The sequence below is a fragment of the Sphingomonas sp. CCH21-G11 genome (assembly GCF_001555965.1).
Taxonomy (GTDB): Bacteria; Pseudomonadota; Alphaproteobacteria; order Sphingomonadales; family Sphingomonadaceae; genus Sphingomonas.
Genome location: NZ_LSHX01000040.1, coordinates 21,120 through 42,339, shown reverse-complemented (window position 1 = coordinate 42,339; position 21,220 = coordinate 21,120). Strand labels below are relative to the sequence as shown.

Sequence of the window (21,220 nt, the reverse complement as noted above, 5' to 3'; positions counted from 1 at the left end):
CGCGCCCGCTTGCGGCGCGCGCCTGGCTTGGGCAAGGCTGAAAGCACCCCGGTCGGCTGGCCGGGGTGTTTTCGTTTCCGGGGGGCGACATCGACATGAGCGACAATCACGACATCCGCAGCCGCATTCGCACCATCCCGGATTTTCCAAAGCCCGGCATCCAGTTCCGCGACATCACCACGCTGCTCCTCGACGGCGAGGGGCTGGCACTGACGGTCGAGCGGCTGCTGGCCGGGGTCGACGGTCCGGTCGATCTGGTCGCGGGCATCGAGGCGCGCGGTTTCGTCTTCGCCCCCGCGCTGGCGCTCGCGCTGGGGGCGGGCGTGCTCCTGATCCGCAAGGACGGCAAGCTGCCCGGCGCGACGATCGCGGAGGATTACGCGCTCGAATACGGCACCGACCGCATCGCGATTCACGCCGACGCGCTGGTGCCCGGCGCGCGCGTGCTGCTGGTCGACGATTTGATCGCCACCGGCGGCACCGCCCGCGCCGCCGTCCGCCTGCTGCGCAAGGCCGGCGCGGTCGTCACCCAGGCCGCTTTCGTCATCGACCTGCCCGAACTGGGCGGGGCCGATGCACTGCGCAGCGATGGGATCGCCGTCCACGCGCTGGTCGCGTTCGAGGGGCATTGAGGCAGAACCGCACCCCCACACATTATTGACTACATCTGTAGTCATCGCTACATCGCTAACGACTACAACTGTAGTCAGTTTTAGCGATGGAGGATGAATGTCTCTTTCTCGACCGGTTGGCCGTATCGTGCTGGCGCTGAGCGCGATCGCGTGTTCAAGCGCCCCTGCTTTGGCCGGACAGGCCAGGCTCTGCGATCAGGCCAGTTCGATCCTGCCTGATCTAGAATGCGTAGAAAGCGCCAACGGCGTGGCGCTGGCGAGCAATGCCGCCCGCGCCCGGCGGCTGCTTGAGCTGGCTGAGGGCGGCGTTGAGCGGTTCAAGGCGAATTTCGGTCGGCAACCTCTCCGTTATGCGGTCGCTGAAGCAGCTAAAGGACTGGTTTCAAGGGAAAGCGTCGCGGGGCTGCGCAAGGGCGGATTCCCGGTGGTGCTGCCGTGGCTCTCCGACCGGACATATCGTGCGCAGGTCGAAGCGTCGATCCGCCGCGGGGTGTCGGCGCAAATGGTCGGCCGCCCGCAGACCGAGATTGATGTCGCCGTGCAAACTGCCGTCGATCGTCAGATGAGTCCGGCCACGCGTGCGCGTATCGAGCTTGCCGCCGTCTCGCACGAGCTGGGTCATTACTGGTATTGGCAAGGGTACTGGCCCAATTCGACGCTGAGCGAAGACAAGCATTATGGTGGGCCAAGCCCGGATTGGCTGGACGAAATGGCCGCGGTGCTGATGGAAGCCCCGGACAGCATCGACGACCGCGTTAAGCAATTTGCTCAGCGATACAATCGCTATCGCGCCGATCCGACAAATGCGGATGAGAACACGAAACTGATGATCGACCTGAACAATTTTTTCTCAGAAACCCATCCGGCTCACCAGCAGGTCCAACAGCTAAACAAGAATGCCGGAATCAGATCGAGCAATGACAGTTTTCGGGTGATCTCGGGCGAAGAGGCCCGCAAGATCGCCGAGGGAGGTGTGCGCTTCTACCTCCAGTCGGCCGTTGCCTCCCAGTACCTGGTCGAGCGGACCGGCGACCGCCAGATCTTCGCGCGCATCGCCGAAGCCTTTGTCCGCGGCGAAACGATCGAGCAGTGGCTGGCCAATGCCGAGCCCAAGGGCACGCTGCCGCGCGAGTTGAAGGCGATGCAGGCCGACTGGCTCGCCTGGCTCGATCAACGCTTTCCGACAAGCTGATCGGCGCTCCGGCTCCAGGGGGTTCAGCATCGGTTCAATCACCAAGTGCTTTAATTTCCTCAAGAACTTCCTGGAGTGGATGCGATGTGGATTTCGCGGATCAAGACGATCGGCCTCGTTGCGGTGGCGGCGGTCGGACTCAGTGCCTGTTACGGCAATGATTATGGCTATGGCGGCGTGTCGGTCGGTTATGGCGTCGCCGGCGCTTACGGCCCGGGATATGCCAGCGGGTTCGGCGATCCTTATTGGGGCTGGCATGACGGCTTCTATTATCCCGGCAGCGGGTATTTCGTCTATGACAGCTATCGTCGGCCCTATCGCTGGAACGGCGCGCAGCGCAGCTATTGGGAAGCGCGTCGGGGCGGCTGGCGGGGCGACCGGCGCGAGATCCGTGAGAACTGGCGCGACTTCACGCGCGATCGCCGCCAGGACGAGCGCGCGTTTCGCCGCGACCGCCGCGACGACCGCGCCGATTTCCGCCGCGGCGCGGTGAGCCGGCCCGAGTTCCGCGCCGAACGCCGCCAGGACCGGCGCGAGTTTCGCCGCGAATATCGCCAGGATCGGCGCGCGCTTCGCCGCGAAAACCGCCGCGACCGCCGCGATTGATCAGCCCGCTGCCGCCCCGCTTCGCGTCCGGTAGAGCCCGATCGCGGTAAAGGTCATCACCGGCTCATCATGCTGGTTGAACACGGTCATCTTGTTGCGCACCGTCCCCATTTCGGGGCGGCTGCGCGATGCGCGCGTCTCCATCACCTCGGTCTCGCAGCGCAGCGTGTCGCCGGGATAGACGGGCTTCAGCCAGCGCAGTTCGTCCACCCCCGCCGCGCCCAGCGACGCGGCGGGCTCCTGCTCGCTCATGTGCTTGACCAGCATCGACATGGTCATCGCACAGGTGTGCCAGCCGCTCGCTGCCAGCCGCCCGAAATGGGTTTGCGCAGCCGCGCCGTCGGACAAATGGAAGGGTTGCGGGTCGTAGCGTTCGGCAAAGCCCAGCACTTCCTCGCGCGTGACCAGATAGCTGCCAAAGGAACGACGCGTTCCGGGTACAATATCCTCAAAATAGATCATGGAGTCGGTTTCCCTGCCAAAGCCGGGACCTGCATAGCATCGTCACCATCGCCGGATACGTCATTCCCGAGATCAACGACGATCCGGCGGCTCGCCATCCCCTTGACATCCGACCACAACTGTAAACAGGATTACAGATGTAATCACTTATGGCTGGAGGGTGTGTGTTGCGCTTGACGTCTCTCGTATTGGTTTTGTCTGCGGCATTTGGCGGGTCGCTGCCGGTTCACGCCAGCGGCTTGTGCGCCGCGGCGGCGGAAGTTGCGGGCAGCCGTGCCTGCGCTGAATCAGCCGATGGCGTGGCGATCGCGGATGATGCGGCGCGGGCACAGCTCCTGCTCGCCGATGCAGAAGCTGGCGTTGGCCGCTTCCGCGCGCGCTTCAACCGTGCGCCCGCGCGTTATGCCGTCGTCGAGACGACCGACGGCAATGTGGGCGGGGAGACCTTTGCGTCGTTGAAGGCCGCCGGATTCACGGCGGTATTGCCTTATCTGTCGCCAAAGGGATTCGACCTCCAGATCGAAGCGTCGGTGCGACGCGCGGTCGAGGCGCAGACCGCTGACATGCCCGCCGACGCACGCGAGCCATTGGTTCAGGAAGCGCTTACCAAAGTGAAGGCGCGCCGTGCGGGCGTGGCGGGCGCGCAGCAGCCGGGCGTGATCGCGCACGAGTTGGGGCATATGTGGTATGTCGAAGCATTCTGGCCCGGCACGGCGCGCGAAGGCGGCCATTACGGCGGTGCCGGGCCGGACTGGATGGACGAAACGGCGGCCGTGCTGATGGAGCCCGAAAATCTGGCGGGTCCGCGCATCAGCCAATTCGGGGACCGCTATCGCAAGCTGCGCGCAAGTGGATCGTTGTCGACCGCGCCCGACAATGCGCTGGTCGATCTGCCCGCTTTCTTCGCGTCAACGCATCCGGGGGCCGAGCGCGGACGTGCGCTGATTGCCGCCATGCAAAAGGAAAATCCGGGCGCGACGCCAAAAGAAGGGATGATGATCCGGGCATCATCGGGACCAGAGGCGGAGAAGTTCGCCGAATCCGCGATTCATTACTATCTGCAGGCAACCCTAACCGCGGAATATCTTGTCGCCCGGACCAAGGATCCGGCAATCTTCGCGCGCATCGGTGCAGCTTTTGGCCGCGGCGAGACGATGGCGGCATGGCTGGCCAACGCCGAGCCCAAGGGCGAGCTGCCGCGCGATCTGAACGCGCTACAGGATGATTGGCTGGCCTGGCTAGACCAGCGATTCCCGATCGAACCGGACACGCCCGAGTCCTGATGCCGGTTGCAGCAACGGCGTGTTCACACGTTGAAGCGGAACAGCATCACGTCGCCGTCCTGGACGACATATTCCTTGCCCTCGGCGCGCAGCTTGCCCGCGTCGCGCGCGCCGGCCTCGCCCTTGAACGCGACATAGTCCTCGAACGCGATCGTCTCGGCGCGGATGAAGCCGCGTTCGAAATCGCTGTGGATCGCGCCGGCCGCCTGAGGCGCCTTGGCACCTGCTTCGACCGTCCAGGCGCGCGCTTCCTTCGGCCCGACGGTGAAGAAGGTCAGCAGGTGGAGCAGCTTGTACCCCGCAGTGATGACGCGGGCGAGGCCGGTCTCCGCCAGCCCCAGTTCGGCCAGGAACTCGGCGCGGTCCTCGACCGGCATGGTCGCGATCTCGGCCTCGATCGCGGCGGAGACGACGACGGCCTGCGCGCCCTCCGCCTCCGCCTTGGCGAACACCTTGGCCGACAGCGCATTGCCCTCGGCGGCGTCTTCCTCGTTGACGTTGCACACGTACAGCACCGGCTTGGCGGTCAGCAGCTGCGCCTGCGCCAGCACGCGCGCTTCGTCGACGTCCTTGGGCGCGGTCAGTCGCGCGGGCTTGCCGTCGCGCAGCAGGTCGAGCGCCTGGCCCAGCACGCTGGCGGCGACCTTGGCCTCCTTGTCGCCCTGCTGCGCCTTCTTGACGAAGGCCGGCACGCGCTTTTCCAGGCTTTCCAGGTCGGCCAGCATCAACTCGGTCTCGACCGTCTCGGCATCCGCGATCGGATCGACGCGGTTATCGACATGCTGGATGTCGTCATTCTCGAAACAGCGCAGGACGTGGACGATCGCGTCGACCTCGCGGATATTGCCCAGGAACTGATTGCCCAGCCCCTCGCCCTTGCTCGCCCCGCGCACCAGTCCCGCGATGTCGACGAACCCGAGCTGGGTCTCGATGATCTTGGCCGACTTGGCGATCTCGGCCAGCTGGTGCAGCCGGGGATCGGGCACCGCGACATTGCCGACATTGGGCTCGATCGTGCAGAATGGATAATTCGCCGCCTGCGCCGCCGCGGTCTCGGTCAGCGCGTTGAACAGCGTGGATTTGCCGACATTGGGGAGCCCGACGATGCCGCAGCGAAAGCCCATGAGATGATCCTGATTTCGGAAGAATGATGTCCCGCCCGATAGGCCGAAGCGGGTGCGGATGCCAAGTCGCGCGGCGCGCGGCGGCTAACGATAGTTGAAACTGATGCTGATCCGTTCGCCCTTGCCGGCATGGGGCATCACTTCGTGGCGCAGCCAGCTTTCCCACAGGAAGACCGCGCCCGCGCGCGGTTCGGCATAGACGAAGCTGCGCAGCCGCTCGGGCGCGTCGGGGGTGCGTGGCGGCGCGGCCATCAGCATCGGCAGGCGCGGGTCCTCCAGCTTCAGCGCGCCCGAACCCGGCGGCACCGTGACATAAACGGTGCCCGACACCGCCGAATGCGGATGGATGTGCCCGCTGTGCGTCGCGCCGGGCTTCATGACGTTGACCCACAGACTGTCGAGCTTGAGCTTCCTGCCGCCCAGCTCGAACGCACAGTCGCGGGCGAACGCGGCGACGTGGCGGTTAAGGTGCCGCACCAGATCGCCAAAGCGCGGGTCGCGCTGAGGCAGGTCGTTGAGCGACGCATAGCTGGTATAGCCGCGATAGCCATGATCGCGCGACCACGCCCGCCCCGCGCGGTCGGCCTCGGCCAGATCCAGGCACGCGCCCTCGAGCTCGGCGATCAGCGCAGCGTCGCCCAGATCGGCGTCGTAGAATTGCGTGGCGAAGAGCGAGCGGGTGGGCATCAATCCTGCAACCTCAACGCGACGTCGTTCATGAAGCGGACGTCATCACCGTCCGCCAGCCACGGCGCTTCGGCAGCAACTGCGCCCAGCAAGTCGGACAGTGGCTCGATCTCCGCCTTGGCGAAATTGCCGAGCACATGGCCGGTCACCCGGTCCTTGTGCCCCGGATGGCCGATGCCGAGCCGCACGCGGCGGAATTCGGGGCCGATATGCTGGTCGATCGACCGGATGCCGTTGTGGCCGGCAGCCCCGCCGCCATGCTTCACCTTGACCTTGAAGGGTGCCAGGTCGAGCTCGTCATAGAAGACGGTCAGGTCGGCGGGGGTGAGCTTGTAGAAGCGCAGCGCCTCGCCCACCGAACGCCCGCTTTCGTTCATATAGGTCGCGGGTTTGAGCAGCAGCAGCTTGTGCGCGCCGATGCGCCCTTCCTGCACCCAGCCCTGGAATGCCTTTTTCGGCGCGGAGAAGCCATGGACTTCGGCGATGGCGTCGACCGCCATGAAGCCGATATTGTGCCGGTGCATCGCATATTGCGGGCCGGGATTGCCGAGCCCCACCCAAAGCTGCATGGCTGAGTCTCTCGCTACTGCGGCTGGCACCAGCACGTCGTCCCGGCGTAGGCTGGGACCTCTGGCCATTTGAGCGCCCTATTGAAGGTCGCTTCATTAGCCAGCGGCCCCGGCCTGCGCCGGGGTGACGTAAGTCGGATTACGCGCCCGCGGCTTCGGCTTCCGCGGCCGCTTCGCCCTCGGCCGACTTCAGCGCCGACGGCGCCGCGATCGTCGCGATGGTAAAGTCGCGGTCGTCGATCGCCGACTTGGTGCCCTTGGGCAGCGTGACGGCGGAGATATGGAGCGATTCGCCCACGTCCAGGCCCTTGACCGACACGTCGACATGATCGGGGATTTCGGCCGCGTCGCACACCAGTTCGAGTTCGTGACGGACGATGTTGAGCACGCCGCCGCGCTTCAGCCCGGGCGATTCCTCTTCGTCGACGAACACCACCGGGATCGCGACGGTGACGGTCGCATGCTCGGAGATGCGCAGGAAATCGACATGGACCGGACGGTCGGAGACGGGATCGAAGGTCACGTCCTTGGGCAGCGTGCGGATCGCCGACTTGCCGACGCCGTCGACCATCACGATCGAGTTCATGAAGTGGCCGCTCATCAGCAGCTTCATCAGCTCGCGTTCGTTGACGTGGATCGGCTGGGGATCCTGCTTGTTGCCGTAAATCACGGCGGGGACGCGGCCTTCGCGACGAAGCGAACGGGAGGCTCCCTTGCCAACCCGATCGCGCGTCTCGGCCGACAGCGTAAGCTGTTCGCTCATTTGCTATCTCCGGATGCGGTTGTGTTTCCAATCATGCCATGGCGAGCCTCCAGGGATGACCCCGCCACGGCAAGCGCGCGCCTATAGGGGCAAAAGGGGGTGGATGGCAAGGATTGGGTGTTGGCCTCTCAATATCGTACCTGCGTCACCTTCACCCCGCGCTTCGCCAGCAATCGCTGGACGCTGCCCTTGCCCGCCAGATGCCCCGATCCGACCGCGACGAATACCGTGCCCGGCCGCGCCATCCGCGCCGCGATCCACGTCGCCCAGTTGGCGTTGCGCCGGTCGACCAGCCGGTCGCGGACGCTGGCCGGCGTCTGCGCCATGTCGTCCGCCAGCACGCGCGCGAGCCCGCGTTCGTCGCCCTTGCTCCACGCCGCCACCGCCTGGTCGGTCGCGACCTCGACCTGGTCCTGCCCGTCCAGCACGCGGGTCAGCATCTCGATCTGCGTCGCGTCGGGCAGGTCGGCGAAAATGCGATACTGGTCCTCCAGCGTCTCCAGCGCCTCGACCGGCTTGCCCGCGCGCGCCGCTGCGTCGGTCAGCACCGCCTCGACCCCCAGCGCGCGGTCATAGCCATGCCCCGACAGCGGCTGCACCGACAGGGCGGAGGCGACCACCCACGGCCGGCTGCGCTCGAACGCGCCCGCGGGATAGCCGATCGCGCGGGTCGCGGCGGCGAGCTTCTCCGCATAGCCCGCGGGCAGCCGCGCCGACAGCGGCGGGCCGTCGCCCAGCGTGCCGTAGCGGTCGGTCAGCGTCCGCATCTCCGCCGGGTCGGGTGTCGCGATCTCGAGCACCAGCGTATCTGCGCGTGCGAACGCATCCGCCACCGCCTCGTCGAACCAGCTCAGCCCCGGCTTCAACAGGTGCACCGTGCCGAACAGGTAGATGGTGGTGTCGGCGTCGCGCGCGACCCATAAGGCGGGGTCGACATCGCGCACCACCGCTTCGCCCGATGGACCGGCAATGGCGAGCGCGGCAAGCGCGAGCAGGTGTTTGGCGGGGGCGATCATCCGTCCCGCCATAGCGCGTCGTCCCCCCGCACGCCATTGACCCCCGTTCCCGCCTGCGCCAAAGCGACCGCGACACCCTTTATTGCAACCGCGAACGGCAGACGCTTGAGCTCATCGCCTCTCAGCTTCCAGCGCATGATCCTGACGCTCCACGATTACTGGAGCCGTCACGGCTGCTTGATTCTCCAGCCCTATGACATGCGGATGGGCGCGGGGACGTTCCACACCGCGACGACGCTGCGCGCGCTCGGCCCCGATCCGTGGAACGCCGCCTTCGTCCAACCGTGTCGCCGCCCGACGGATGGCCGCTATGGCGAAAACCCCAACCGGCTCCAGCATTATTACCAGTATCAGGTGATCCTGAAGCCCAGCCCGCCGAACCTTCAGGAGCTGTATCTCGGCAGCCTGGCGGCGATCGGTATCGACACCAATCTCCACGACATCCGTTTCGTCGAGGATGACTGGGAAAGCCCGACGCTCGGCGCGTGGGGGCTGGGCTGGGAAGTGTGGTGCGACGGGATGGAGGTGACCCAGTTCACCTATTTCCAGCAGATGGGCGGCTATGACTGCAAGCCGGTGGCGGGCGAGCTGACCTACGGCCTCGAACGCCTGGCCATGTACATCCAGAACAAGGATTCGGTGTACGACCTGGCGTTCAACGACGCCGACGGGAATGTGCCCGCCTTCACCTATGGCGACGTGTTCCTCGAGAACGAACGCCAGATGAGCGCCTGGAACTTCGAGGTCGCCGACGCCGACACGCTGTTCGACCTGTTCCGCAAGGCTGCCGCCGAGTGCGAGAACTGCCTCGCCGCCAAGCTCCCCATCCCGGCCTATGAGCAGGCGATCGAGGCGAGCCACATCTTCAACCTCTTGAACGCGCGCGGCGTCATCTCGGTCGCCGAGCGCCAGGCCTATATCGGCCGGGTCCGCGATCTCGCCAAGGGCGCGTGCGCCGCGTGGATGGAGCGGAACGGGTGGTCGGCGTGAGCGGGATTTGGTTCACGCGAAGGCGCGAAGGCGCGAAGGCTTTGGTTCACGCAGAGGCGCGGAGGACGCAGAGCAGTCGGTTCCCGTTGCCGCGCAGCGGCCTTTTCCCGCCGACGGAGCCAAACATCGCCGGCGCTGGCGCGCCATTTCGGCTTGGTCTCATCTCCGCGTCCTCTGCGGCTCTGCGTGAACCCCCTTCTTCCCTTTGCGCCGTCGCGCCTTCGCGTGAACCCAAATGACCGACTTCCTGCTCGAACTCCTCTCCGAAGAAATCCCCGCGCGGATGCAGGATCGCGCGCGCGCCGATCTGGAAAAGCTGTTCGTTGCCGAACTGGCGACCGCGGGCTTGAGCGCGACCGGGATCGTCACCTACGCCACCCCGCGCCGCCTGACCCTGATCGCGCGGGGCCTGCCGGCGGAGACGCAGGCGGTCAGCGAGGAGCTGAAAGGCCCGCCCGCCGACGCGCCCGATGCGGCGATCGACGGCTTCCTGCGCAAGGCGGGCCTGACCCGCGACGCGCTGGAGACCCGCGACGTCAAGGGCCGCGCCACCCTGTTCGCCGTCGTCAACCGCCCTGGCCGCGCGACGGCGGACGTGCTGGCCGACGCGATCCCCGCGATCGTCCGCGCCTTTCCCTGGCCCAAGTCGATGCGCTGGGGCGCGGCGTCGCTGTCAACTGAAAGTTTACGCTGGGTCCGCCCGCTCCAGGGTATTGTCGCGCTGTTCGGCGATGACGTGATCGAGTGCGACGTCGCCGGCATCCGCGCCGGGCGCACCACCGCCGGCCATCGTTTCCACCATCAGGGCGCGGTCGAGATCACCGATGCCGCCACCTATGCCGAAACGCTGCGCGCCGCGCACGTCATCGTCGATCAGGACGAGCGCCGCCACCTCATCCGCACCCGCGCCGCCGAGCTGGCGCGCGAAGCCGGCCTCGAACTGATCGAGGATGAGGGGCTGGTCACGGAGAATGCCGGGCTGACCGAATGGCCCGTGCCGCTGCTCGGCCGCTTCGACCCCGATTTCCTCAGCGTGCCGCCCGAAGTGATCCAGCTCACCGCGCGCGTGAACCAGAAATATTTCGTGTGTGCCGATGGCAGCGGCCAACTCGCCAACGCCTTCATCTGCGTCGCCAACATCGCCGCCAGCGACGGCGGCGTGCGCATCGTCGCTGGCAACCAGAAAGTACTCGCCGCCCGCCTGTCCGACGCGCGCTTCTTCTACGACACCGACCTCAAGGTGCCACTCGAGGAACAGGCGAAGAAGCTCGAAAAGATCGTCTTCCACGAAAAGCTCGGGACGGTGGCCGACAAGGTCGACCGCGTCGCCAAACTCGCCCGCTGGCTGTGCGCGGAAGGGATCGTCAAATCCTCCCCGAGCTTGCTCGGGGAGGGGGACCACGCGCAGCGTGGTGGAGGGGCCGCCGTCGCAGACGGCGGTGTGCCACCGCCGCCCCTCCACCGTCCTGCGGACGGTCCCCCTCCCCAAGACAAGCTTGGGGAGGACTTGTCGCGCGAGGAACTGGCGGACCTCGCCGAACGCGCCGCCCGGCTGTGCAAGGCCGATCTCGTCACCGGCATGGTCGGCGAGTTCCCCGAGCTGCAGGGCCTGATGGGCGGCTATTACGCCGCCGCGCAAGGCGAAGACCCCCGCGTCGCCACCGCAATCCGCGACCACTACAAGCCGGTCGGCCAGGGCGACGACGTGCCCACCGATCCGGTGACGGTGGCGGTCAGCTTGGCGGATAAGCTGGATACGATTGCGGCGTTTTTCTTTGAGAACATGCCGCCGACAGGTTCGCGCGATCCGTTCGCTCTACGTCGCGCGGCATTGGCAATTTGGGCAACGATTGAACGTGGTTTGATTAGACTCCCGCTTAGACCGGTTTTGACGCTTGCGATTGCGCTTCATGGTCGTCGGATCGGCGCGCAGGCTGCTGCCTTAGCGAATGCCTACTTCGAGGCGAGAGCAGCAGCCGGCTTGGCGGTTACGAGACTGGACTTGGAAGAAATCCGCTCAAACTTCACCGAAAAACAGCTTTCTGAAAAAGCGAAATCCGATCTGATCATAAGCCGTGTTCGACCAGCCGTAGCCGATATTCTCGACTTCTTCGCCGACCGTCTCAAGGTCCAGCAGCGCGAGGCGGGCGTCCGCCATGACCTGATCGACGCGGTGTTCGCGCTTGGCGGCGAGGACGATCTCGTCCGTTTGCTCGCGCGTGTTCATGCGTTGCAGGCGTTCGTCGAGACGGCGGATGGGGCGAACCTGCTCGCCGGGTACAAGCGGGCGGCGAACATCCTCAAGAAGGAGGGCGTCGCCCCGGCGGAGGCCGGGGCCGGTGGCAATGGCGCGCTCCCGAACGCAGCGGCCCCGGCCTCCGCCGGGGCGACGCTTGGTGGCGGGGCGACGGCTGCGTCCGCCACAAAGCTCCCCCAGACCGGCGAGGAGGACCCCTTCTCCGAGGTCGACGATCCCGCCTCGCGTGAGATCGCTGCCGAATATGCCCGCTCCGAACGCGCGCGCATCCTGTCCTACACGCCCGAACCGGCCGAGGATGCGCTGATGCGGGCGCTCGATGCGGCGGAGCCTGCCGCGATCCGCGCGGTGGAGGCGGAGGATTTTGCCGGCGCGATGGCGGCGCTCGCCTCGCTGCGCGCGCCGATCGATGCGTTCTTCGACACCGTCACCGTCAACGATCCTGATCCGGTGAAGCGCACCGCGCGGCTCAACCTGCTGGCGCGGATGCGCGCGGCGGTGCATCGGGTCGCTGATTTCTCGCGGATCGAGGGATAGGGAGCAAATCGCGCACAGCCCGCAACTTGCCATAACTTCGCCGATCGGCATCCGCCTTTCCTCCCCGGGAGCAGGACACCGATTCAAGCACAGGACGATCCAGATGACCCAATATGTGTACCGGTTCGGCGGCGGCGTTTCCGATGGCGGGCGCGGCGACAAGAACCTCTTGGGCGGCAAGGGCGCGAACCTCGCCGAAATGGCATCGATCGGCCTGCCGGTGCCGCCGGGCTTCACGATCAGCACCGAAATGTGCACGCGCTATTACGAGGAAGGCCAGGCCTTCCCTGACAGCCTGCGGGCCGAAGTCGCCAACGGCATCGCGCATATCGAGGGGATTACGGGCAAGCGGTTCGGCGACGCCACCGATCCGCTGCTCGTCTCGGTCCGCTCGGGCGCGCGCGTCTCGATGCCCGGCATGATGGACACCGTCCTCAACCTCGGCCTCAACGACGAAACCGTGGTCGGGCTGGCGACGGTCAGCGGCGACGAACGCTTCGCCTGGGACAGCTATCGCCGCTTCATCCAGATGTATTCGGACGTCGTGCTCGAACTCGACCATGGCCGGTTCGAGGAAGCGCTGGAAATCGCCAAGGAAGACAACGGCCATTATCTCGACACCGATCTGACCGCCGACGACTGGAAGCGGCTGGTCGACGAATATAAATCGATCGTCCAGGAATTGTGGGGCAAGCCGTTCCCGCAGGACGTGCATGACCAGTTGTGGGGTGCGGTCGGCGCGGTGTTCGGATCGTGGCAGTCGGAACGCGCCAAGGTCTATCGCAAGCTCAACAACATCCCCGGCGACTGGGGCACCGCGGTCAATGTCCAGGCGATGGTGTTCGGCAATATGGGGGACACGTCGGCGACGGGCGTGGCGTTCACGCGCGATCCCTCGACCGGCGACGCCGCCTATTATGGCGAGTTCCTGATCAACGCGCAGGGCGAGGACGTGGTGGCGGGCATCCGCACCCCGCAATATCTGACCCGCGCAGCCCGCGAAACGGCCGGGGCCAAGCCGATGAGCATGGAAGAAGCCATGCCGGAAACCTATGCCGAGCTGGCATCGGTCTTCGACCTGCTCGAGCGCCATTATCGCGACATGCAGGACATCGAGTTCACCGTCGAGCGCGCGAAACTGTGGATGCTTCAGACCCGGTCGGGCAAGCGCACCGCCAAGGCGGCGCTGAAGATCGCGGTCGACATGGCCAATGACGGCCTGATTACCCGCGAGGAAGCGGTCGCCCGGGTCGATCCGTCCGCGCTCGACCAGCTCTTGCACCCGACGCTCGATCCCGCCGCCCCCCGCGACGTGCTGACCAAGGGGTTGCCCGCCAGCCCCGGTGCGGCATCGGGCGCGGTCGTGTTCGACGCCGACACCGCCGAGCGCCGCGCCGAGCTGGGCGAGGCGGTGATCCTGGTGCGGATCGAAACCAGCCCGGAGGATATTCACGGCATGCACGCGGCGCGCGGCATCCTGACCGCGCGGGGCGGCATGACCAGCCACGCCGCGGTCGTCGCGCGCGGCATGGGCCGGCCCTGCGTTTCGGGCGCGGGCACGCTGTCGATCAACCCGCGCGAGCGCCGCTTCACCGTCGGCGGGCGCGAGGTGCGCGAGGGCGACATCCTGACGATCGACGGCGCGACCGGCGAGGTTATGCTCGGCGCGGTGCCGACCGTGCAGCCGGAGCTGGCCGGCGATTTCGGCACGCTGATGGAATGGGCCGATCAGGTCCGGCGGCTGAAGGTGCGCACCAACGCCGAAACCCCGCTCGACTGCCGCACCGCGCGCGATTTCGGCGCGGAGGGCATCGGGCTGTGCCGCACCGAGCATATGTTCTTCGAAAGCTCGCGCATCACCTCGGTGCGCCAGATGATCCTGGCCGAGGATGAGAAGGGCCGTCGCGCCGCGCTCGACAAGCTGCTGCCCGAACAGCGCGCCGACTTCATCGAGATTTTCGAGGTGATGGCGGGCCTGCCCGTCACCATCCGTCTGCTCGATCCGCCGCTGCACGAATTCCTGCCGCATGAGGAGGCCGAGTTCGCCGAAGTCGCCGAAGCCGCCGGCGTCGGCATCGAGACGCTGAAGCGGCGCGCGAGCGAGCTGCACGAAGTCAACCCGATGCTCGGCCATCGCGGCTGCCGGCTGGGGGTCAGCTACCCCGAAATCTACGAGATGCAGGCCCGCGCGATCTTCGAGGCCGCGATCGAGGTCGCGGTGAAGTCGGGCGCGGCCCCCATCCCGGAGGTGATGATCCCGCTGGTCGCCACCCGGCGCGAGCTCGAGCTGATGAAGGCGGTGGTCGATCAGGCGGCGCAGGCGGTGTTCGCCGAAAAGGGCCGCACGGTCGACTATCTCGTCGGCACCATGATCGAGCTTCCGCGCGCGGCATTGAAGGCGCGCGAGATCGCCGAGATCGGCGAGTTTTTCAGCTTCGGCACCAACGACCTTACCCAGACGACGCTGGGCGTCAGCCGCGACGACGCCGCGCGTTTCCTGGGCACCTATGTCGACAAGGGCATTTACGCCCGCGATCCGTTCGTCAGCCTCGACATCGAGGGCGTGGGCGAGCTGATCGAGATTGCCGCCGAACGCGGCCGCGCGACCCGCCCCGACATCAAGCTCGGCATTTGCGGCGAACATGGCGGCGATCCGGCGAGCATCGCATTCTGCGAGACGATCGGCCTCGATTATGTCAGCGCGAGCCCCTACCGCGTGCCGATCGCCCGCCTGGCGGCGGCCCAGGCGGCGCTCAAGGGGCGGGGATAGTCACCTATCGTCGCCCCGGCGCAGGGGACCCCGCAAAGTAGTCCTTTGCCGGGAACCCCGGAAACCGGGGCCTCTTGCAAGTGCCGCGCTTCATCTGCCACAGGCTCCGGCCTTCGCCGGGGCGACGCTCCAGACTTTACGCCACCTCAGACCCGCCGGCGGTCCATCTCGTCGACGCCCGCACGCAGCGCGCGGGCCTGTCCCCGCCAGTCCTGGCGCGTGATCGTGCCGCGGGCGAGCTGGGTTTCGTCCTCGACCGCGGCTTCGTCGTCGTCGGTCAGCGTCTCGATGTCGCGAAAGCTCTTGATGCCCAGCACGTTGAGCTTGCGCTCCAGCGTCTCGTCGATGCCCTCGATGCGTGACAGGTTGTCCCGCGCCCGGCCGAACCAGTCGCGCCAGCTGCCCCCCGCGTCGCGGCCCGGCGGCGTGCGGACGGGGATGACCGTTCCGGCCGCCGTGGCCGGATTGCGGCGATGCTCGTTTTCGATCGCCGCGATGCGCCGGTCGCGATCGGCCTCGATCTCGCGGATATGCGCATCCTTTTCCTGCGCGGCGCGCTCGGCTTCGGTGCGGTAACGGCGATGCTCGAGCTCGAGCGCCTTGAAGCGGGACTTCCATTTGCGCCCGCCCGACGTGCTCGCCAGGCCGAGCAGCCAGCCGGCGAACACGCAGAGCACGAGCATCACGACTTGGGTGGGGGTCTGCACCAGCATCTCGCCATCTCCCGGTTGGGTTCCGGCGATCTAACCCGCCAACGCGGCAACTCGTTCCGACGCCGGACCGGTCGTCACATCAGCGCATCGCTGATCGAACAGGCCGCCGGACCCAGAATGACGATGAACAGCACCGGCAGGATGAACAGGATCAGCGGCACCGTCATGATCGCGGGCAGGCGCGCGGCTTTTTCCTCCGCCCGCATCATGCGTTCGTTGCGGAATTCGGCCGACAGCACGCGCAGCGCCGAGGCGAGCGGCGTCCCGTATTTCTCGGTCTGGATCATGGTGGTGACCACGCCCCGGATCGCGTCCAGCTTGATGCGCGTCGCCAGATTCTCGAACGCCTGGCGCCGGTCGGTCAGAAAGCCGAGCTCGATCGCGGTCAGCGAAAATTCCTCGCCCAGTTCGGGATAGGCGCGGCCCAGTTCCTTGGCGACGCGGTGGAACGCGGCATCGACGGTCAGCCCCGCCTCCGCGCAGATCACCAGCAGGTCGAGCGCGTCGGGCAATCCCTTGCGGATCGCGTCCGACCGCTTCTGGATCTTGTTCGACAGGTAGATGTCGGGCGCCTTGTAGCTGCCGATGAAGCTGATCGCGACGACGCCATAGGCCTTGAGCGGGCTCCAGTCGGCGAACATCTCGGTCCCGTAGACCAGGAACAGCATCGTGCCACCGATGAAGATCGGCAGCATCATCCGGCCGAAAATGACCGCGACGGCGTAATCCTTCGACCGGATGCCCGCCTGCATCAGCTTGATCTGCGCGGCCTTGACCTGCTCGTCCTGCAGCACCTTGAGCGACGACAGGAAGTCGCGGATGCGATCGGTCGTATCGTTGCGCTGGACCAGCTTGGCCCGCCGCTTCGAGGTCGAGGCGGTGATGCCGGCCTTCAGCTGCTCGCGACGGTCATTGAGCGCCTTGACGCGCTTGGTCATCGGGTCGCGCACCGTCGTGACGGCATAGAGCGCGACGAGCACCGCGAAGGTGGCGACGCCCGCAAGGACCGTCGCGACCCAGAAGACGTCGACACCGAACAGGGTAGGGCCGGGAGTTGATTCCATGATCCGCGCCTTCAGATTTCGAAATTGACCATCTTCGCCATGATGAAGGCGCCGATGCTCATCCACACCAGCCCGCCGCCACCGGCGATCATCAGCCGCTGATCGATGAAGAAGTTCTGCATGTAGGTCGCATTGATGAACCAGATGAGCCCGAAGACGATGAAGGGCAGCGATCCGACGATATAGGCCGACGCCTTCGATTCCGACGACATCGCCTTGATCTTCAGCTTCATCTGGCTGCGCTTGCGCAGCACGTCGGCCAGGTTGGCGAGCGTTTCGGCCAGGTTGCCGCCGGTTTCGCGCTGGATGGCGATGGTGATGACGAAGAATTGGAACTCGGGCGTGCCCAGCCGCTCCGCAGTTTCCTGCAGCGCCTGATCGAGCGTCTTGCCGATCTTCATCTTGTCGGACACCGCGCGGAATTCCTCACCGACCGGGCCGGGCACTTCCTGACCGACGACGCCCATCGTCTCGGTGATGGGCAGGCCCGAGCGCAGGCCGCGGACGAGCAGCTCGATCGCATCGGGAAACTTGGCGGTGAACTTGTTGACCCGGCGCTTGACGAAGAAGCCGACGACCATGTGCGGCAGCCCGGTGCCCGCAAAGGCGCCGACCATCAGCGCCAGCAGCACCGGGAGGCCGCGCAGCCACAACAGCGCGAACACCACCGCGAGCACCGCGGCCGATGCCATCCCGTACTGGCCGACCGTCCAGGATTTCCCGGTCATTGCCAGGCGCTTCGCAAGCTGTGCCGGATTTGGCAGGAATCGCCCGATCGCCAGGTCCATGCTGGTCGCCTTGACCGCCGCGATCCGGCGCATCTGCGCCTCGACGAGCGCCCCGCCCGCGCTTTCGGAATGGCGCACGCGCACGCTGGTCAGGCGGCGCGAACCCGCGCGCGCCGTCGACGGCCCCGACAAGGCAAAGAAAATCAGCAAGAGGGTGAACAACATTCCTGCCGTCACCAGGATCATCGCCATCATTGCCCGTCGCCCCTTCGCCTCTTCCTGTCGTGCATCGTGATCGCGGTTACGCGATCACGGTCATTTGCGGGCGGCCTTGCCCGGCATTTTCGGCTTGAACGCGACGATCTTGCCCAGCAGCGAGGCGGCACCGTCGCCCGGCTTCGCGCCGCCCTTCTTGCCCTTCGCCGCCTTCTGATCGGGATCGGCATTGTCGCCGATCTCGGCCAGCTGCTGGGACAGCGTGACCAGCGGCACGATCGTCTTCGAACCCTTGCCGGCGTCGGCCACGGTCTTGCCCAGCTTGGCCGCGTTGGCGGTCAGCTTCTGGTCGAACGGAACGACGTGATCGACCTTGCGCTCGATCGAGCCTTCAAAGTCCTTGCGGCTGATCTCCAGCTGCGCGGCCGGATGGACGCGATTGGCCAGAACGATGACCTGGGTCTGGGGCGCGTTCGATTTGAACCACGACAGCACGCGGATCGTGTCGCGTGCGGCGGCGAGCGTGAACTCGGTCACCACCACGGCCACCTGCACATCGGCGATCAGATGCGGGTGCTGGATCAGCATCGCGCGCGGCAGGTCGATGACGGTGCATTCGAACGCGCCGCGCATCTCCTCCTGCAGCTGGTAGAAGGCCCCGCCATCGGTCATCACCGGCGAGTTGATCGGCGCTTCCGCCGACAGCACCGCCAGCCGTTCGGAGGCGCGCACCATGGCGCGTTCGATGAACAGCCCGTCGATGCGGCTCGGATTTTCGATCGCGTCGGTCAGCCCGCGACCGGGCTCGAGGTCGAGCGCCAGCGCACCGGTGCCGAAATGCACGTCGAGGTCGAGCAGCGCGGTGTTGCGCTGGGATTTTTCGCTGAGCAGCCATGCGATCGAGGTGGCGGCGGTTGATGCCCCGACGCCGCCGCGCACGCCGATCACCGCGATCGAGCAATGCGGCCGTTCCGACCCCGTATCGGCAAGCTTGGGCGCGTTGAGCAGCGCCTGTGCGTTCGAGAATGCGTCGCGCAGCATGTCGGGATTGAGCGGCTTCAACAGGTAATCCTGGATGCCGCTGGCCACGAGATCGCGATAGAGGCGGACGTCGTTGACCTGGCCGGCCGCGATCACGACCGTGCCGGGCTCGCATACTTCGGCGAGCGCGTTGATGTCGTTGAGGGGATCGCCCGATTCCGACAGGTCGACGAACAGGACGTGCGGGCTTGCCGATACCGACAGCGTCTGCACGGCGTTGCGCAGCCCGCCCTTGTTGACCTTTTCCGCCGACCAGCCCTGTTCGACCGCAATCGGGCGAACCGCCTCGGCGGTGATTTCGTCGCAGACGAATGCGACGAAGGGTTCACGGTTGGCGGTGCGGCCGGGGTTCCATGGCGCGTTCATCTTATTTGCCTCCGGTCGATTCGGATTTCAGGCCGCCCGCGCCGGTCGGCGTCGCCTTGCGATAGGTGCCGATCGCCTTGACCGCCGTCGCCGGATCGGTCGTGGTCGCGCCCGGCTGGCCGCGAACCAGGTCCTGCGGACGCGCGACCATGGCGGCGAGGTTGGAATTGACCGCGCATCCATAGTTTGACGACGTCAACGCGGCGAATGTCGGCGCCGAGGTGTTGGAATGATTGGGGCAATTGGGCACGCTCGCGGACGAACGGCTCAACAGCACGCGCACCGTCCCCGGTGCGACCGCGCCCACCGTGACCGGTGCCGCATCGCTGACCGCCAGCCCATAGGTCTTGGCCTCTTCCGCGATCGCGCGGCGGATGCCGGCGGAGGCGGTCGGATCGTCGACCGCGATATCGTCGCCATATTGCGCGCGCAGCGACGCGAGCCATCCCGCCAGGCGGCTTGCCTCGCCGGCGGCGAGCGCGTCGCCGCTGGTGGCGAGGTCGATGGCATAATCGGTGCGCTGGACGACCGGCTGATTGGCCGATTCGATGCCGCGATAACCCGAACAGCCGGAGACGAGCAGGGCGGCGGCGATTGCGCCGGGAAGAAGAGAACGTGACATTTTCCGTGCCTCCATGATCATCACCGGATCAATTCGCGCTGAAACCGGGCGCGGCCGATTTTGCCTTGCCCCGTGGGTTGATCGCCTTTTCGGACGGGCTTGCCTGCGGCAGCGTCGGGCCGGTCGGGAGCGGGGCGACGGCACCGATCGTCGGCGCGGCGCTGGTCGACGGCGCGACGCTCGGCATCGGCCGCTTCTCGCCGGTCTGGCCGACCGAAGTCTGCCCCAGCAACAGCCGCTCCGCATCGTTGGGCGAGCGGTAGCCGTCGGTCGGCAGCACGATCTGCGACGCGTCGACAGGCTTGACCAGATACGGGGTGATGACGATCACCAGCTCGGTTTCGTTGCGCTGGAACGAGTTCGAGCGGAACAGCGAACCGAGCAGGGGCACGTCGCCAAGGCCGGGTGCCTTGTCGATCGAATTGTCCTGGTTGTTCTGAAGCAGGCCGCCGATCATGAAGCTCTGGCCCGAGCCGAGCTCGACCGTCGTTTCCGCGCGTCGCGTCGTGAGCGCAGGGATCTGCGTCCCGTTGAGCGTGACGGCGCCGACTGCGGTCAGCTGCGACACCTCCGGGCGGACGCGCAGCGAGATGCGGCCGTCGGAGAGCACCGTCGGCGTGTAGGCGAGGCTGACGCCATATTGCTTGTATTCGACCGAGACTGCGCCCAGCCCCTGGCTGATCGGGATCGGGATTTCGCCGCCCGCCAGGAAGGTGCCGGTTTCGCCCGACAGCGCGGTCAGGTTCGGATTGGCGAGCGTGATCACCTGGCCGTTGCGTTCGCCCAGATCGAGCGAGCCGAGCAGGTCGAGCCCGAGCAGCTTGCCGGCGCCGTAGAGCGCGGTCCCGGTCGCGGGCGCGGTCAGGACGGTGACGTCATCGCTGCCTTCGTTGCCGACGCCGATCGGGCCGCCGGGCACGAACTGCGATGCAGAGGAACGGCCGCGCGACACGCCGAACTTGAAGCCGCCGGTTGAATCCGCCGACGCCAGGTTGACGCCAATATTCTTGACGAAGCTGCGGCTGACCTCGGCGATCCGAACCTGCAGGTTCACCTGGAGCGGGGTCGCGGTGCGGATGCGCGTCAGCACCTGCGTCTTGTCGCCGACGAACGCCTGGACCAGGCGCTCCGCCTCGGCCGCGTCGTCGGGGTTCGGCACGGTGCCGGTCAGCACGACGATGCCGTTGAGCGTCGTCGCCTTCACGTCGGCGTCGGGCATGGTCAGGCTGAGCATCTGGCCGATCGAGTCGAAATTGTTGCCGACCCGGACCGTCGCCGAATAAACGACCTTGCCCGTTTTGGACGTCGCATAGACCGTCGTCTCACCGGGCCCCTTGCCGAAGATGTACAGCTGGGTCGGCGAGCGGACCTGGACGTCGGCCACGCTTTCGTCGGCGACGAACAGGTCGGACATCGGCTGGGCGAGCGTGATCAGGCGACCGCGGCCGGTGTTGACCTGGACCGTCTGCGGCGTGCTGGCGACCTGCTGGCCGAATGCGGGCATCGCAGTGGTCCCGACGGTGCTGGCCAGCAGGGCCAGGATCGCCGGCGCACCGATCATGCGCTTCGAAAGCGTTGCCAT

The 21,220-nt window shown here is 66.6% G+C and carries 19 protein-coding genes; 7 read left to right on the top strand and 12 right to left on the bottom strand.

Going from position 1 to position 21,220, the window contains the following annotated elements:
• Positions 1-95 precede the first annotated feature (95 nt).
• From AX676_RS11705 to AX676_RS18110, 3 genes are all read left to right on the top strand, one after another.
• Positions 96-632, top strand: a complete 537-nt coding sequence (locus tag AX676_RS11705) for an adenine phosphoribosyltransferase (protein ID WP_066481116.1) — start codon at positions 96-98, stop codon at positions 630-632.
• 97 nt (positions 633-729) lie between these two features.
• Positions 730-1,824, top strand: a complete 1,095-nt coding sequence (locus tag AX676_RS11700) for a hypothetical protein (RefSeq protein WP_156437786.1) — start codon at positions 730-732, stop codon at positions 1,822-1,824.
• 84 nt (positions 1,825-1,908) lie between these two features.
• Positions 1,909-2,430: a hypothetical protein gene (locus AX676_RS18110; protein ID WP_197417118.1), complete on the top strand. Its 522-nt coding sequence runs from the start codon at positions 1,909-1,911 to the stop codon at positions 2,428-2,430.
• Here AX676_RS18110 and AX676_RS11690 read toward each other — a convergent pair whose 3' ends face one another.
• Positions 2,431-2,892 carry a MaoC family dehydratase gene (locus AX676_RS11690; RefSeq protein WP_066481077.1) on the bottom strand — a complete coding sequence of 154 codons (462 nt, stop codon included), beginning with the start codon at positions 2,890-2,892 and terminating at the stop codon, positions 2,431-2,433.
• Positions 2,893-3,191: 299 nt separating this feature from the next.
• Between AX676_RS11690 and AX676_RS11685 the strand changes: the two genes are divergently transcribed.
• Positions 3,192-4,175, top strand: coding sequence for a hypothetical protein (locus AX676_RS11685; RefSeq protein WP_066644499.1), 984 nt, complete (start codon positions 3,192-3,194; stop codon positions 4,173-4,175).
• A gap of 23 nt (positions 4,176-4,198) precedes the next feature.
• On the opposite strand, the gene ychF is transcribed toward AX676_RS11685, so the two are convergent.
• The 5 genes from ychF to AX676_RS11660 form a co-directional block, all read right to left on the bottom strand.
• Positions 4,199-5,299 (bottom strand): redox-regulated ATPase YchF, encoded by a 1,101-nt coding sequence (ychF, locus tag AX676_RS11680; protein WP_066481074.1) that lies wholly within the window; start codon positions 5,297-5,299, stop codon positions 4,199-4,201.
• Between the two features lie 84 nt (positions 5,300-5,383).
• Complete coding sequence (locus tag AX676_RS11675; RefSeq protein ID WP_066481073.1) at positions 5,384-5,986, bottom strand: TIGR02466 family protein; 603 nt, start codon at positions 5,984-5,986, stop codon at positions 5,384-5,386.
• A complete protein-coding gene (gene pth, locus AX676_RS11670; RefSeq protein ID WP_066481072.1) occupies positions 5,986-6,555 on the bottom strand; it encodes an aminoacyl-tRNA hydrolase in 570 nt (189 codons plus the stop codon). The genes AX676_RS11675 and pth overlap by 1 nt, the downstream gene beginning before the upstream one ends.
• A 139-nt stretch (positions 6,556-6,694) precedes the next feature.
• Complete coding sequence (locus AX676_RS11665) at positions 6,695-7,318, bottom strand: 50S ribosomal protein L25/general stress protein Ctc (RefSeq protein WP_066481070.1); 624 nt, start codon at positions 7,316-7,318, stop codon at positions 6,695-6,697.
• Between the two features lie 128 nt (positions 7,319-7,446).
• Positions 7,447-8,334: a TraB/GumN family protein gene (locus AX676_RS11660; protein ID WP_066544390.1), complete on the bottom strand. Its 888-nt coding sequence runs from the start codon at positions 8,332-8,334 to the stop codon at positions 7,447-7,449.
• A gap of 135 nt (positions 8,335-8,469) precedes the next feature.
• On the opposite strand from AX676_RS11660, the gene AX676_RS11655 reads away from it, so the two are divergent.
• The 3 genes from AX676_RS11655 to ppdK all read left to right on the top strand — a co-directional run bounded on the left by AX676_RS11655 (position 8,470) and on the right by ppdK (position 14,888).
• The gene (locus AX676_RS11655) at positions 8,470-9,324 is read left to right on the top strand and encodes a glycine--tRNA ligase subunit alpha (protein ID WP_066481066.1); all 855 of its coding nucleotides are present in this window, start codon (positions 8,470-8,472) and stop codon (positions 9,322-9,324) included.
• A 235-nt stretch (positions 9,325-9,559) separates the two neighbouring features.
• Entirely contained in the window at positions 9,560-12,118 is a 2,559-nt protein-coding gene (gene glyS, locus AX676_RS11650; protein WP_066481065.1) for a glycine--tRNA ligase subunit beta, read from the top strand.
• A gap of 103 nt (positions 12,119-12,221) precedes the next feature.
• Positions 12,222-14,888: a pyruvate, phosphate dikinase gene (ppdK, locus tag AX676_RS11645; RefSeq protein ID WP_066481063.1), complete on the top strand. Its 2,667-nt coding sequence runs from the start codon at positions 12,222-12,224 to the stop codon at positions 14,886-14,888.
• Between the two features lie 146 nt (positions 14,889-15,034).
• On the opposite strand, the gene AX676_RS11640 is transcribed toward ppdK, so the two are convergent.
• From AX676_RS11640 to AX676_RS11615, 6 genes are all read right to left on the bottom strand, one after another.
• Entirely contained in the window at positions 15,035-15,601 is a 567-nt protein-coding gene (locus AX676_RS11640; protein ID WP_066481061.1) for a hypothetical protein, read from the bottom strand.
• 74 nt (positions 15,602-15,675) lie between these two features.
• Positions 15,676-16,665 carry a type II secretion system F family protein gene (locus AX676_RS11635; RefSeq protein WP_066481058.1) on the bottom strand — a complete coding sequence of 330 codons (990 nt, stop codon included), beginning with the start codon at positions 16,663-16,665 and terminating at the stop codon, positions 15,676-15,678.
• An 11-nt stretch (positions 16,666-16,676) separates the two neighbouring features.
• A complete protein-coding gene (locus AX676_RS11630) occupies positions 16,677-17,645 on the bottom strand; it encodes a type II secretion system F family protein (RefSeq protein ID WP_443025997.1) in 969 nt (322 codons plus the stop codon).
• A gap of 63 nt (positions 17,646-17,708) precedes the next feature.
• Entirely contained in the window at positions 17,709-19,016 is a 1,308-nt protein-coding gene (locus AX676_RS11625) for a pilus assembly protein CpaE (protein ID WP_066481056.1), read from the bottom strand.
• A gap of 1 nt (position 19,017) precedes the next feature.
• Positions 19,018-19,638 carry a CpaD family pilus assembly protein gene (locus AX676_RS11620; protein ID WP_231726086.1) on the bottom strand — a complete coding sequence of 207 codons (621 nt, stop codon included), beginning with the start codon at positions 19,636-19,638 and terminating at the stop codon, positions 19,018-19,020.
• Positions 19,639-19,666: 28 nt separating this feature from the next.
• Positions 19,667-21,220 (bottom strand): type II and III secretion system protein family protein, encoded by a 1,554-nt coding sequence (locus tag AX676_RS11615; protein ID WP_066481054.1) that lies wholly within the window; start codon positions 21,218-21,220, stop codon positions 19,667-19,669.